The organism is Pandoraea faecigallinarum (assembly GCF_001029105.3).
In the GTDB taxonomy this organism is placed as follows: Bacteria; Pseudomonadota; Gammaproteobacteria; order Burkholderiales; family Burkholderiaceae; genus Pandoraea; species Pandoraea faecigallinarum.
In genome coordinates, this window is record NZ_CP011807.3 from 1,721,823 (window position 1) to 1,736,284 (window position 14,462).

The 14,462-nt window shown below is 64.5% G+C and carries 12 protein-coding genes; 9 read left to right on the top strand and 3 right to left on the bottom strand.

The annotated features are described in order from the left end of the window. Nucleotides 1–17 precede the first annotated feature (17 nt). On the bottom strand, nt 18–1,127 hold the full coding sequence (locus tag AB870_RS07735) for an ABC transporter ATP-binding protein (RefSeq protein ID WP_047907555.1): 1,110 nt from the start codon (nt 1,125–1,127) through the stop codon (nt 18–20). A 358-nt stretch (nt 1,128–1,485) separates the two neighbouring features. On the opposite strand from AB870_RS07735, the gene AB870_RS07740 reads away from it, so the two are divergent. Further along, the gene (locus tag AB870_RS07740) at nt 1,486–3,285 is read left to right on the top strand and encodes an ABC transporter permease (RefSeq protein ID WP_174554718.1); all 1,800 of its coding nucleotides are present in this window, start codon (nt 1,486–1,488) and stop codon (nt 3,283–3,285) included. A 330-nt stretch (nt 3,286–3,615) separates the two neighbouring features. On the opposite strand, the gene AB870_RS26320 is transcribed toward AB870_RS07740, so the two are convergent. Further along, nucleotides 3,616–4,026, bottom strand: a complete 411-nt coding sequence (locus AB870_RS26320) for a hypothetical protein (RefSeq protein WP_157112271.1) — start codon at nt 4,024–4,026, stop codon at nt 3,616–3,618. Nucleotides 4,027–4,049: 23 nt separating this feature from the next. On the opposite strand from AB870_RS26320, the gene AB870_RS07745 reads away from it, so the two are divergent. The 8 genes from AB870_RS07745 (at nt 4,050) to AB870_RS07780 (ending at nt 13,678) form a co-directional block, all read left to right on the top strand. After that, nucleotides 4,050–4,994, top strand: coding sequence for a LysR family transcriptional regulator (locus AB870_RS07745; protein WP_047907557.1), 945 nt, complete (start codon nt 4,050–4,052; stop codon nt 4,992–4,994). A 134-nt stretch (nt 4,995–5,128) separates the two neighbouring features. Next, nucleotides 5,129–6,205 carry an ABC transporter substrate-binding protein gene (locus AB870_RS07750; RefSeq protein ID WP_084663442.1) on the top strand — a complete coding sequence of 359 codons (1,077 nt, stop codon included), beginning with the start codon at nt 5,129–5,131 and terminating at the stop codon, nt 6,203–6,205. Nucleotides 6,206–6,333: 128 nt separating this feature from the next. After that, a complete protein-coding gene (locus AB870_RS07755) occupies nt 6,334–8,370 on the top strand; it encodes an aconitase family protein (RefSeq protein ID WP_064674794.1) in 2,037 nt (678 codons plus the stop codon). 3 nt (nt 8,371–8,373) lie between these two features. Continuing rightward, a complete protein-coding gene (locus tag AB870_RS07760) occupies nt 8,374–9,657 on the top strand; it encodes a CaiB/BaiF CoA transferase family protein (RefSeq protein ID WP_047907558.1) in 1,284 nt (427 codons plus the stop codon). Nucleotides 9,658–9,763: 106 nt separating this feature from the next. Further along, entirely contained in the window at nt 9,764–10,846 is a 1,083-nt protein-coding gene (locus AB870_RS07765; RefSeq protein ID WP_047907559.1) for a CaiB/BaiF CoA transferase family protein, read from the top strand. Nucleotides 10,847–11,105: 259 nt separating this feature from the next. Further along, nucleotides 11,106–11,795, top strand: a complete 690-nt coding sequence (locus tag AB870_RS07770; protein WP_047908952.1) for a hypothetical protein — start codon at nt 11,106–11,108, stop codon at nt 11,793–11,795. 205 nt (nt 11,796–12,000) lie between these two features. Next, nucleotides 12,001–13,128 (top strand): DNA polymerase IV, encoded by a 1,128-nt coding sequence (dinB, locus tag AB870_RS07775; protein ID WP_064674914.1) that lies wholly within the window; start codon nt 12,001–12,003, stop codon nt 13,126–13,128. Between the two features lie 25 nt (nt 13,129–13,153). Beyond that, nucleotides 13,154–13,678, top strand: coding sequence for an MgtC/SapB family protein (locus tag AB870_RS07780; RefSeq protein ID WP_047907560.1), 525 nt, complete (start codon nt 13,154–13,156; stop codon nt 13,676–13,678). Nucleotides 13,679–13,933: 255 nt separating this feature from the next. Here the strand turns inward: AB870_RS07780 and AB870_RS07785 are convergent, their stop codons facing one another. Continuing rightward, entirely contained in the window at nt 13,934–14,398 is a 465-nt protein-coding gene (locus AB870_RS07785; RefSeq protein WP_157112272.1) for a hypothetical protein, read from the bottom strand. Between the last annotated feature and the right edge of the window lie 64 nt (nt 14,399–14,462).

Below are 14,462 nucleotides of genomic sequence, written 5' to 3' on the forward strand. Positions count from 1 at the left end.
GGTGCGTTTCGCGCGGCTCAGATGGAGACCGGGCTCGCGGCAAACGCCACGGGATGCCGCACCGTCAGGCGCAGCCCCACGCGTTCGCCCGCCTCGTGAGCCAGGTCGCCGTCGACTCTGGCCACGACTTCCCTGCCGGAGGCCAGGCGCAGCGTGTAGAGCTGATCGGCGCCGCGAAATGCGCGCCGCACCAGCGTGGCTTCGAACGGGCTGGCGGGGTCGTGCGAGATGTCGTCCGCGCGCAGGAGCACCTCGACACTCAGCGGGTACGCACCCTTGTCGGCGTTGCGCAGGAGCTTGTCGGCCAGCGCCGCCGATACGGAAATTTCTCCGAGTTCGAGCGAGATGCCCCCGCCATCCGCATTGCCCCGGAAGGTGCCTGGGATCAGCGCGCCGCGCCCGATGAAGTCGGCGACCACCCGGTTGGCCGGCGTGCGCCACAGTTCGCGCGCCGGCGACCATTGCGCGATCGCGCCGGCATGCATCACGCCGATGCGGTCGGCCATGGCGAAGGCTTCATGTTGGTCATGCGTGACGAGAATTGCGGTCGCGCCGCTTGCGCGGATGATGTCGCGCACTTCCACGGCCAGACGCTCGCGCAGGTCGAGGTCTAGGTTCGAGAAGGGCTCGTCGAGCAGCAATAGTGCAGGGGCGGGCGCCAGCGCTCGGGCGAGAGCGACACGTTGCTGCTGGCCCCCGGAGAGCTCGTGCGGATACTTTCGCAGCGCGCCCGCCAGGCCGACGCGCTGCGCGAGCATCTCGATACGCTCCCGTCGCTCGGCTCGCGCCATGCGGGCCAGACCGAAGCCGATGTTCTGGGCAACGTTCAGATGAGGAAAGAGGGCGTAGTCCTGGAACACCACGCCGACATGCCGACGCTCCGGCGGCTCGCTCAGTTGCGCGTTGGCGACTTCGCGGCCGTCGAGCACGATCCTGCCGCCGCCCAACGGCTCGAAGCCGCACACGGCCCGAAGCACAGTCGTCTTGCCACAACCCGAAGGACCGAGCAGGCATCCGATCTCTCCGCGTGCCAATGACAGCGACAGATCGCGTACGGCAGTGTGGACGTGACCGGCGGTGTCGTAAGTGACCGAGATATGGTCGAGCAGCAGATAGGGCAGGGGCATCGGTGTCGGGAGCGGCGATGTCGGCGCGAGGCCGCAGGCAGGTTTTGGGGCGTTTATCTGTCCGCGCGATGGCGCGGGGGCACTTTCCGTGCGGGGCCACGTCAGAGACGTGGTTGCGAATGCGTATAATTTACAACGCTTTAGACCGGGGAGTGTCATTCGGTTCCTTCAGGCGATACGCAATATGCGGTTAGCGACCGGAGTCGATCAAGTTGTTTGCCGCTTTCCGCAGGTCACGTATTTGCGTCGTATCTGACGGTATTGGGGCGATTGTTCTGCCGCTTGATTCGCCCATAGCGCCTGCGCGCCCACCCATTCGCCCATCCACCTGTTTACCGGTTCCGCTCACGAATTGCCGATGTCATCGACGCCTCAGTCTCACACCGCAGCCGATTCCCCTGCCGCCGATTTGTCGTCCGATGCCATCGGGGCGCGGCGGCTGTCCTTTGCCCCGGCGACCGGGGCGAACGAGACTGCGGCGGACGCCACCGGTCATGCACCGTATCGGCCCGGGCGCGATCGGCACCGGCGTCGTCTGCGTCATGCCGGTGCCTGGGGCTGGGGGATGGTCGCCTGGATACCGGCATTGATTGTTCTGGTGCCGATGTTCGGGATTTTTGCGGCATTGGCCGCGGGCGACGCACAAACTCGCGAAGTCCTTTCGCACATGCTCGAGACGGTGCTGCCCGAGTACGCGCTCAATTCGTTGCGCATTTCACTCGCAGTCACCGGCGGTGTGCTGATCATGGGCGTGATGAGCGCGTGGCTGGTCGTGCACTACGCATTTCCGGGGCGGCGTGTGCTGGAGTGGGCGCTGATTCTCCCGCTCGCGATGCCGGCCTACGTGACGGCCTATGCCTATACCGATTTCCTGCAATTCGCCGGGCCGGTGCAGAGCGCGCTGCGTCGCCTGCTTGCCGTCGACCGGGTAACGTGGTTTCCGGAAGTTCGGTCGTGGTATGGCGCCGCGTGGGTTTTTGCGGGGGCGTTCTACCCATACGTCTATCTGCTCGCCCGTACCGCGTTTGCGGACCACAGCCAGCGCTTTTTCGAAGCCGCACGCACGTTGGGGTGCACGCCGCCGCAAGCCTTCGTCCGGGTGGCGCTGCCGCTGGCGCGACCGGCGTTGGTGGCGGGGGTGGCACTCGTTCTCATGGAGACGCTGGCGGACTATGGCGCAGTCGCCTACTTCGGGGTACCCACTTTTACGACCGGCATCTACCGCGCATGGCTTTCCATGGGAGATCGCGTGGCGGCGGCACAGCTGTGCGCATGTCTGCTGTTCGCCGTGCTCCTCCTGTTGATCGCCGAGGCACGTAGTCGCTCGCGACTGCGTTATTACGGCGCTCCCGGGCGGGCGCGGACAACGTCTCGCCGTACGCGGCTTACGGGTTTTCGGGCCATGCTCGCGACGGTAGGCTGTGCGGTGCCGCTCATCGTCGGCTTTGTGCTGCCGGCACTCATCATGCTGCGCCTGGCGGTTTCCGAACTGGATCAGGTGCCCTGGCCCCGTTATGGCGAATGGGTGTACAACACCGTTCGCCTCGCTGCGGTGGCGGCCGCCGTTGCGTGCGTATTTGCCGTTGTGCTCGGCTACGCGCAACGCCTGGCGCCGGGACGCGTAACGCGTATTGCCGTACGACTCGTCGGTGTCGGATACGCGATTCCCGGCGCGGTGATTGCGTTGGGCATTCTCACGCCCGTATTGCATCTCGATACCTGGCTGGGGAACCGGTTCGGCGCCAACGGTCTCGTGCTCGCCGGGACCGGAGGCGTATTGATCTACGCCTATCTCGTAAGATTCCTTCCGGCAGCGCTGCAGAGCGTGGACGCCGGCTTCGCGCGAATCGCACCCAATCTCGACGCCAGCGCCCGCAGTCTTGGTGTCGGTGGCTGGTCGATGTTGCGCCGTGTTCACTTGCCGCTGCTGCGTCGCAGCGTGTTGACGGCGGCGCTGCTGGTCTTCGTCGACGTCATGAAGGAACTGCCGGCCACGCTCGCGTTGCGGCCGTTCAACATGGACACGCTTGCCGTCGTCACCAGTCATCTTGCGGCCGACGAACGGCTCGCCGAAGCGGCGGTGCCTGCCTTGACGCTGGTGCTGGTCGGCCTGTTGCCCGTACTCGTGCTGGCGCGCGCCATTTCGCGTCGCGCCTGACAGCCGCCTGGATCGCGGTGCGCCCCGATGGCCGCGCCGGTGCTCGGCTTCCCCACCCGCCCACCTGCGCACCCCCTTCAACCTGCATGCGCGCCACCACGTCTTTTGAAAAACTAGAAACGTTTCACAGTTGCCGCGCCGATAGCGTCGCACTATAGTCAAATCAGACCCGGCAACGAAGCCGGGATGATTGAGCGTCAACAAAATGATTGCGATCATCATTTGCAAATGTTGGCTGTTCATGGCCTTGGCGACGGCACCACCGCCCGAGGCGCCGCTCAACGCAGCTGACGGCGGTTGGACTGCCGTCTTGCTGGCGGGGGCGATGCGCTAGGCGGCTGTCCGGGGAGGGATCGGCGCAAGGACATTTCTCCGGACGCGAGACGTCCGACGGCGGCCTGCAACCATTTTGGACGATGTCGCTTTCGTGTCGATCGTTGCCTTCGGACACGCTTCCGAGTCTGTTGCGGACAATGGAACGGCATGGCCGGTTCCGACATGCCCGAAATGCCCGAAATGCCCGAAATGCCCGAAATGCCCGAAATGCCCGAAATGCCCGAAATGCCCGAAATGGCCGAAATGGCCGAAATGGCCGAAATGGCCGAAATGGCCGAAATGGCCGAAATGGCCGACACGCCGACGGCGATTCATGACCGACGACATACCGGTGTTGTATTCACGCAGGGTCAGGGGCGGTCCCAAGTGGCGTTTTCGCCACATGCGCCGCAAAATCGCGGTCAATGCAGTGCCTCCGGGAGACAGGCATGGCGCTTTGGCGGATCGATCTCGTCTCGTTGCGGTTATTCGTCGCCGTTTGTGAAGAGAGCAGCATTGCGCGTGCAGCCGAGCGGGAGTTCATCGCGCCGTCGGCCGTCAGCAAGCGAATCAACGACCTCGAATCGCTGGTCGGCTCGGCGCTCCTGCAACGGCACAAGTGGGGCGTGCGGGCGACCCCGGCGGGGGAGGCGTTGCTGCATCACGCACGCAACGTGCTCCGCAGTCTTGAGAAGATGCAGGGCGACTTGTCCGAGTACACAAGTGGCGTACGCGGCCACATTCGCATCTTCGCCAACGTTTCCTCGATTGTCGAAACATTGCCCGACGAACTCGGTGCTTTCCTGCGCCGGCACGAAGGCGTCAAGGTCGACCTCGAAGAGCACACCAGCGCCCAGGTCGTGCGCGGTGTGGCCGACGGCGCGACGGACATCGGTATCTGCTGGGATGCCGTCGACACCCGCGACGTCGAAGTGTTCCCCTATCGTCTCGATCGGATCGTGGCGGTGCTGCACCGTGACCATCCGTTGGCTGGCGCGGCACAACTGGCGTTTATCGAAACCCTCGACTTCGATCAGATCGGTGTGCATCCGGACAGCGCCATGTACGCCGTATTCCGGCGCCTTGCCGCCGAGCAGGGCAAGACGGTCAAGTTCCGAATCCATGTTTCCACGTTCGAAGCGGTGTGCCGCATGGTGCGGGCCCAACTCGGTCTGGCGATCGCCCCGAAAGAGGCCGTTGGGATCTATTCGCAGGTAACGAATGGCGAGGCACTGCGCATGGTGCCGTTGACGGATTCGTGGGCCGACCGGCGGCTGGTCGTCTGTGTGCGCCGCTACGACGCCTTGCCGGTGGTCTCGCGCATGCTGGTCGACCACCTGTGCGCACGTAACGTAACGGGGGGGAACAAGGACGGGACGCCAGAGGCATCGTGAACCGCGATGTCTGGCATGCCGAAACACCTCTTGTCGCGATGTCTCGTGCAGCGGATGCTCTGGAAGCCGATAGCGATTCCGGCCGGCGAGCCGGGGCGCGCCTGTATCTCGCACTGTGCGGGAGGAGACACGCGATGACACATGCCGAAGCGCGCCGCGTGCGCGAAGCCGTGGGACGTCTGGTTCTCGTCCTTACGCTGATGGCGTTGGGCCTGATAGCGCTCAGCCTTAGTGCCGGGGCGTCGGCCGCGCCTGCGCCACCCCTCGAAAAGCCCAAGATTACGATTGCCGTGGGCGGCAAGCCGGGCCTTTATTACCTGCCGCTCACCATCGCCGAGCAGCTCGGCTATTTCAAGGAAGAGGGGCTCGACGTCACCATCGACGATTTCGCGGGCGGGTCCAAGGCCTTGCAGGCCGTCGTCGGGGGGAGTGCCGACGTGGGCACCGGCGCCTTCGAACATACGTTGCTCATGCAGACCAAAGGGCTGACGTACCAGTCGTTCGTCGTGCTGGGCGCCGCGCCGCAACTGGTGTTGGGGGTGGTGAAAGCCAAGGCTGGCGAGGTCAGGTCCGTCAAGGATCTGAAGGGCCTGCGTGTCGGCGTGAGCGCGCCGGGATCGAGTACGCACATGCTGGTGAGTGTGGCGCTCACGAAAGCCGGACTCAAGCCGAACGATGTGTCGATCGTGGGCGTCGGAAGCAACGCGACGGTGATCGCCGCCACGCGCAACGCGCAGATCGACGCCGTTTCCAACGTGGACCCGATGATGACGTTGCTGCAAGAGTCGGGTGACGTGAAAGTGCTCATCGACACGCGCACGCAGGCCGGAACGCGCGCCATGTTCGGCGGTCCGATGCCCGCGGCCGTGATGTACGCCCCCCAGAGTTTCATCCAGAAGCATCCCCGCACGGTGCAGGCGCTGGCCAACGCCATCGTGCGCGCGGACAAGTGGCTGCAACGTGCGTCGGCGGCGCAACTGCTCAAGACCGTCCCCGAACCCTATCTGCTTGGCGACAAGACACTCTATCTGAAGGCTTTCGCGAATTGCCGCGAAGCATTTTCACCCGACGGCATGATGCCGGCCGACGGACCGGCCACGGCTCTTAGGGCGCTGGCGTCGTTTACACCCGAGGTCAAGCCGGCACAGATCCGGTTGGGCGACACATGGACCAATGCGTTCGCGGTGCAGGCGAATCGGCAGTATCCATGAGGGTGGTCGGGCGAACGGGCGTTTGGACGTCATGACTTCATTGTTTCCTCGCTGCCGCATGCCGGCCCGGCACGCAACTTGCAATCGAGACGGGTGACCCCATGGGGGAACATTCGAGGAGCGATCTCATGCAAGCGACCGTGCGACTGGATGGGCGGGTGCTGTGGTTGAGCGATCGTGCCGAGGCGATGACCCGGCAGCTCGCGGGCGAGACATTGACGAGGGCCGAGGCGAGCCCGCTTCGCGATCAGATTTCCACCGACGAAATGACACCGGCGCGGGCGTGTCTGGCGTTCGACGATTCGCTGGGCGATTACATCTACGTCGGATTGCGATGCAACGACGGGATGGCCGAACCGGAGGGCGTGTTTCCGGTCAAGCCGAAAGCCGTGCGAGAGGGGGGCTTCGCGCTGTCCGTGGCGGGGCTTCGGCGCGGCAAAGGCTCGTCGCGCGAAGCCAGTCCGTTTGCGGAGTGGTGTGCCGGTATCCGCATCGTGATCGCGGAGAGTTTCGAGCGAATCTACGCACAAAACTGCCAGAACCTGGGGCTTCTCACGTCCACCGATCTCTCGCTTGCCGAACGTTTGCAGGCAGGCGAGGCGGTTCCCATCGAAGCGTTTCTTGAAGACTGCGATCCCCTTGGCGAAGCGATCGTCCGTAGCGGCGGGCTGTTCGGCTATACGCGGCGCAGGTTGTCCGGGGACATGGTGCCGCCGAAGCCTGCGCATGCGCCGGGTGCCATGACATACGGCGAAAAGATCATCGCGAGGGCGCTCGGCGTGGACCGCATACGTGCGGGAGATGCGGCGTTTGTCCCCGCAGATTGGCGGTTCTCGCACGAGTACGTGACCCCGATGGCAGTGAGCGTTCTGCGGCACGCCTTCGGCGATGAAATGCCTGCACTTCACGATCCTGCGTCGGTCTTGTGCTTCGAGGACCACCTGACGCATCTCGATGCGGTGTCAGGCGACGGCAGCCGCACACCGCAGATCGTGGATGCCGCGCGTCGCCTGGGCAGCGTGCAACGGGCGTTCTGCGCCGAGCAGGGCGTGCGTCTGCATGGCCGCGCGGCGGGCGGTGGGTCGGAAGGCATCTGTCACGCGTTGATGCTGGAGCGTTACGCACTGCCCGGTCAGGTCGTCGTCGGTACCGATTCGCACACGCCGCATTGCGGTGCGGTCGGTGCCTTCGCATTCGGAGTGGGCGCGACCGAGATGGCGAACGCATGGCTTACCGGGGATGCGCGACTTTCGGTGCCCGGCACCTGCCTCATCCATCTGCGCGCGCGCCTGCCCGCTGGCGTCGGCGCTAAGGACCTCGCACTGCATTTGCTTCATTTGCCTTATATCCGCGAGGGCCGCGCCATTGGTCAGATCATCGAGTTTTCCGGTGGGGCGGTGGCGCATCTGTCGACCGACGAACGCGCGACGCTGACCAATATGGTGGCCGAGATCGGTGGATTGACGGGGCTTGTGGCGCCCGACGCCGAGACGGTTCGCTACCTGCGTGAGCGGCGCGGCATCGATTTCACGCTGGAGGCGTGGATGAACAGCGATACGCAGGCGTCGTACGCCCACGTGATCGAGATCGACTGTGCGCGACTGGGGGCCATGGTGGCGAGTCCCGGCGACCCGGGAAACGGTGTGGTACTCGACGAGTTGCCGGCCGCCGTGCCGATCGACATTGCGTACGGTGGCTCTTGCACCGGAAGCAAACGCGACGATCTGCGGGCGTGCCACGACGTGCTCGCATGGGGACTCTCGCGGGGACATCGTGTGGCCGACGGCGTGCGCTTCTATCTGCAATACGGCAGCGAGGACGTTCGCCTCTGGTGCGAGGCACAGGGGTACGCGGACGTGTTCAGGGCCGCGGGCGTGACCATGCTCTCTCCGGGGTGCGGCGCCTGTGTCAACGCGGGGCCCGGCGTGTCCACGGCGCCGGACGACGTGGTCATCAGCGCTCAGAACCGGAACTTTCCCGGGCGCTCGGGACCCGGGCAAATGTGGCTGGGCAGTCCGGCTACCGTGGCGGCGAGTGCGCTGGCAGGGTACATCGTAGGCTTCGATCAATTACGGCGTGATGGATTTGCCGCTTACGCGGCCGGCCGGCGGGCGCGGCAATGCGGCGATACGTTACGTACGTCACGCGCAGGTTCGGGAGGGTAGCCAATGCAGGACGCGTCCCCTGCGGCGCCGATGCCGTTGAAAGGCATTCGTGTCGTGGAGTTTTCTCATATGGTCATGGGGCCGGCCTGCGGCATGGTCCTCGGTGATCTCGGTGCGGACGTCATCAAGGTCGAGCCGGTCGGCGGCGATGCAACGCGTCGTCTGCTTGGCACCGGCGCTGGCTTTTTCCGCACGTTTAACCGTAACAAGCGTAGCCTCGCCGTAGATGTCAACCGGCCGGAAGGTCGGGAGTTGATTTTACGGCTGGTGAGTGTGTCGGACGTCGTGACCGAGAATTTCAAGCCTGGGCGCATGCGTCGGATCGGACTCGATTACGCGACGCTGTCGCGCCTGAATCCGGGGCTGGTGTATGTGTCGTTGAAGGGATTTCTGCCCGGGCCCTACGCTGCCCGTACGGCGCTCGACGAGGTCGTACAGATGATGGCCGGCCTCGCCTATATGACGGGGCCGCCTGGACAACCGCTGCGCGCGGGAGCGTCCGTCAACGACATCATGGGGGGCGTGTTCGGTGCGCTCGCGGCCATCGCCGCCCTCTACGAACGCAAGACGACCGGGCGTGGGCAGGAGGTGCAGGGCGCGCTCTTCGAGAATTGCGTGCTGCTCGCGGCGCAACACATGCAGCAGTACGCCGTGACCGGTGTGGCGCCCGATCCGATGCCGGCGCGCGTATCGGCCTGGGGAATTTACGACGTGTTTACCGCCCGTGACGGCGTACAGATCTTTCTGGCCGTCGTGAGCGACTCGCAGTGGCGCATTTTCTGCGACGTGTTCGGCCGTCACGATCTGTCGGAGGATCCGAGGCTTGCCACAAACAATGACCGCGTGCTCGCGCGCGACTGGTTGCTGCCGCTGCTGAGGGACGTGATGCAAGGGTTCGATGCGAGCTATCTCGCAGCGGCCTTCGAGCGCCACGGCCTGCCGTTTGCGCCGATCGTGAAACCGGAAGCGTTGTTCGACGACCCGCATCTGCTCGCGAGCGGCGGCCTTGGCGAACTGATGGCGGAGGACGGCGAATCGACGCGGGTGCCGCTGTTGCCGATCACGATGGCCGGGCAGCGTTTGCCGGCACGTCGGCCGTTGCCCGTGTCGGGCGAGCATACCAGCGAAATTCTGCGGGATCTGGGGTATCTCGACAGCCAGATCTCGCGTCTGTTGAGCGAGGGGGTAGTGGCGGGACCGGTAGACGGACCGGCGCCGGACGATGCATCCGGCTCGGGCGATTCTGCCGGTTCCGTTTTTTTGAAGGATGGCGCGAGCCAGGGGTGACGGCCCCCTTTTAAGCGTTTTCCGAACGAAGTCGGCGTGTTGTCTGCTTGCGGCGGGAGGGGCGGGCGCGGTACGGTGTGAACATCCACCGACACCGACCCTTGCCATGACCGAATCGCCCGACGTTGCCAATGCCCGTGAATCGTCCGCGCCCGCCGATGCATCCGACAAGCCGCTGTCCGGCGTGACGGTGTTGGATCTCACGCGGCTTCTGCCCGGCCCGCTCGCAGGGCTGCGCCTTGCGGAGATGGGGACGCACGTCATCAAGATCGAGGACAAGGGGGCGGGTGACTACGCCCGCGAGATGATGCTGGGCGAAGGCGAAACGCCGCCCGGCGCGTTCTGGCGTCTGCTCAACCATGGCAAGACCGTCGAGCGGCTCGATCTCAAGAGCGACGCCGACCGTGCCGTCTTCCTGGACCACGTGGCCCGTGCCGATGTTTTGCTCGAAGGCTTCCGGCCCGGTGTCATGGCGCGTCTGGGTTTCGATTACGAGACGCTGGCACGTGTGAATCCGGCGTTGGTCATGGGATCGATTTCCGGCTACGGTCAGCAGGGGCCGATGTCGCAAGCGGCAGGGCACGACATCAACTACATCGGCTATGCCGGGGTACTCGATCAACTCGGCGATGCGGGCGATGCACCGATTGTCCCGAACTTTCAGATCGGCGACTTGTATGGTGGCGGGCAGGCCGCCGTGCAATCCGTGCTGGCGGCGCTCGTGGCTGCGCAACGTACAGGGCGCGGGCGTTGGCTCGATATCTCGATGACCCATGAGGTGTTTCGCTCGAACATTGTGCCCGCGGTAGCGCTGCACCGGCAGGGGAAGGTGTCGCGAGCGGGCATGGATCTGCTTAACGGCGGGGTGCCGTGCTATCAGGTGTACCGCACGCTCGACGCGCGTTACATGGCGGTAGGCGCGCTGGAACTCAAGTTTTGGGAGACGCTTTGCGACGTGATCGGGCGTCCCGACTGGAAGGCGCGTCACTGGACGCTGGGGCAAGTCGTCGGCGGCGAGGACGCGCTGGCGCTTCAGACGGAGTTGGCCGCCATGTTCGCGAGCGCGTCACAAGCCGACTGGACGGCGCGCTTTGCCAACGTCGATTGCTGTGTCACCCCGGTGTTGCGGCTCGAAGAAGCAATGGCGCACCCACTGTTCGCGCCGCTGCGCGAAGCGTTGATGCCATGATGGCGGTTCGGCCGGAAAGTGAGGTGCGTGTTTGCGGGCCGATGCTCGCGCGAGGGGCGACGCGTTACCGAATGTCACAATTTTTCGGCGGCACGGAAGGCTGACGGCGGGCCTCGATCGCGTAGAGTCGTTGCTGACTCAAAACGACATCGCCATGACACGACGGCTCGCCTTTCCCCGACGACGACCCCTGCCACTGCGCGCCGCGCAGTGGCGACTCGCGACGACGGTTGCCGTCAGCGCCGCGGCCACTGTGCTGATGTGTGCAGGTTGCGCATCGTATCAGGATGCGCCAGTGGACCATGGCAAGGTCCGCTCGACGTCGATGACGACCGCGGATCTTGCGCAGACCGATATCAATCGCATGGCGACATTGGGCATGCGTGCGAATCTGGAGAGTCTGTATCGGTTGGCGGACAAGCTCTATAAACGGAATCCACGTGAATGGCGCAAAGGTGGCGCGGCGACGCAGGCCGAAGCCATGACGCAATTGCGAGATGCTGTCGAGGGACGACGAACGTTGACCGGCCTGAAGGACCTCCGCGACGTACGGGCATTGTCGCTTTCGCTGGATCCGGCATTCGGTGGGGATCGCGTGGCGGCATTCGTCTTCAGTCTCTCGGATACGATCATCGCTGCCCACGGGGGTACCACCGTGTTTTATTTGAGCGACGGGCTCGATGCGCAGCGCATTTACAATGCGGCCCGCAATGTGGAAATCGCGGCGTGGTTGCTGGCAAGCCGTCGCGATGTGACGGGCAAGCCGCTGCTGCTGGCGAACGAAATCGCCGATGTGCGCAACGTCAGCTTCGAGCGGGAGTTCGGCAAGATCATTGGTCGGCTCGATCTCCTCGCGGAAATGCTTGACGAAAAGTACCGGCGCGCCGGTATCGGCTACGTGCAGAACCTGCTTGGGGCGCAGTTTCTGCAATTCTTGCCGGTGCGGTGACTTTGGGGTGGTGATGTCCGGCAGGTCGCCGCGCGGCGGGTGGGGAAGGCAGGCGACGAAAGCCGGTGACGAAAGCCGGTGACGAAAGCCGGTGACGAAAGCCGGTGATGAAAGCCGGTGATGAGGCAGGATGCGGACATGTTACTGATGGAGCGCGGAATATGCGTGAATGCTGTATATTTGCACAGTGTTCTCGCCGCTTACCATGACCACTTCTCTGCGCAAGATCATCCATTGCGACGCCGATTGTTTTTACGCCTCTGTCGAGATGCGTGACGACCCGTCGCTGCGTGGCGTGCCGCTGGCGGTCGGCGGCAAGCCGGATCAGCGCGGCGTGGTTGCCACCTGCAACTACGAGGCGAGGGCGTTCGGGGTGCGCTCAGCCATGCCCTCGGCGCAGGCGATCAAGTTGTGCCCCGACCTGCGCATCATTCCTGCGTCGATGCAGCGGTATCAGGAAGCGTCGAAACGGATCATGGCGATATATCGGGACTATACGGATCTGGTCGAACCGTTGTCGCTCGACGAGGCATATCTCGACGTCACCGACAGCGAACATTGCGGCGGCTCTGCGACATTGATCGCTCGCGAGATCCGCGCGCGCGTGGCGGCCGAAGTCGGCCTGACGGTGTCGGCGGGTGTCGCGCCCAACAAGTTCATTGCCAAGATCGCCAGCGACTGGCGCAAGCCCGACGGCATGTTCGTGGTGAAACCCGCGGACGTCGACGCGTTCGTCGCGGTACTGCCGGTCGAGCGTCTATTCGGGGTGGGCAAGGTGACGGCCGAGAAGTTGCGTGCGCTTGGCATCGACTCCTGTGCGGATTTGCGCACCTATTCGCTTGCCGACCTCACCGAGCGCTTCGGTGTCTTTGGTCAACGTTTGTATGAGCGTTGCCGCGGCATCGATACGCGAGAGGTCAGCCCGGATCGCGAGCGCAAATCGATCAGTGTCGAGACGACGTACACGCGCGATCTGCGCACGCTGGCGGAATGCGAGACCGCGCTCGAACCGTTGCTTCGTCAGTTGGGCGAGCGGATCGAACGGGCGCGTCGCAGCGAACCGGTGGCCATCGCGAAAATCTTCATCAAAATCCGATTTGCGGACTTCTCGCGAACCACGGCGGAAGCCGGGGCGCTGGGTGTCGATCCGGTGCAATGCCGGGAACTGCTCGCGCAGGCGGTGGGGCGAAAACGTCGGCCGGTGCGGTTGATGGGCGTCGGCGTGCGCATGCTCGAGGCGCAGGCAACGCGTCAGTTGCGATTGTTCGACGACTGGGACGACGTGCTGCCACTCAGGCCGCCGGCGGGCGATAATGCGCCTACCCAGACTTAGAACGCGCAGACGAGCGAGGTGAGGGATGGCGGAGATCATCGAAGTCACATTGCGGCTCACGGCGGCATTGATCCTTGGCGGACTCGTCGGGCTCAACCGGAATCTGCATCACAAGTCCGTCGGACTGCGAACACTCGCTATCGTCTCATTCGGCTCGGCGTTGTTCGTGCTCGCTGTCGTCCCTTTTCCGGGAACGGCGCTGCCTTATGACGGATCGTCCGTGAGCCGGGTCGTGCAGGGAATCGTCGCCGGCATCGGTTTTCTCGGGGCGGGTTGCATCGTACGGCCGAGCCATGGCGCGTCGGTGCATGGTTTCACGACGGCGGCGGCGTTATGGAGCACGACGGGGATCGGCATCATCTGCGGCCTCGGCCGCTGGCACATCGCGCTGGTTGCGATGGTGTTGCTGCTTATCGTGCTGGCGCTCGGCGGACGAATCGAATCGCTCGCACACCGTTGGCTGGGGCACGACGAGCCGGATAAACACTCGCCTGACGGGGACGCGCCGGCGCCGCGTGTGCACGATGACAAGCGAGCGCCGCGCGGCTAATGCGAAAGACGCACATCGTTGCCTCCTCGCCCTTAACGCCCGGGGCAAATTCCTGCGGATACCGAAGAAAAATGCCCGCCGAAGCGGGCAAATGACGTTGTCGCAGTACCCCCAAAAGGACGTAAGAGGGCGATTTCATTTTGGTCACCTGCCCGTATTTCGCCAATCGGGGCTTGCCCGATTAGGGAAAGCACGTTCGGGTGACTACGTAATCGCGGCCAGCATCGATGCCGTGCATTGGAGCGTCGCTTCGGCTCATTGAAGTGCGCGCAACTCCGTTGCGCGAGCGCGAGCGACGCGCAGGCCATCGGTCTGGAGGGCGAGCGTTGCGGCATCGGCTTGCTGCGCGGCGTCCGATGCCGAGGTGTACGTCATGATCGCTGCCTGTCGTTCGCGCCGAAATCGTGCGGTAATCGGGGCGCACTCGGCGGCAGCTTCGTCGGCAAGGCGAACGGGGTCGGGCACGAGATCGACGTAGCGCGCGACGTGCCCGTAGAGGCAGGTGCGATATTGATTGGCGGCCGCGTCCGCCGCAGCCAGATGCCGCTCGCGTAACGTGGCGGCGTCGGGTGCAGCCGGATGCGTTGCCGGCGATGCCGGCGAAGCACCATGAGGCTTCGTTGGGGCGGCGCAACCGGCAAGGAGCAGGGCGGCCGCGACGCAGAACAGGGCCGGCACAATACGGTGAGGGCGGTCAAAAATCGGAAACTTCCGAGTCATGAAGTCAGCGAGGCCGTTGGCGAAAAGTCCACGATCCCGCTATGGTACGAGATTTGGCGGATGC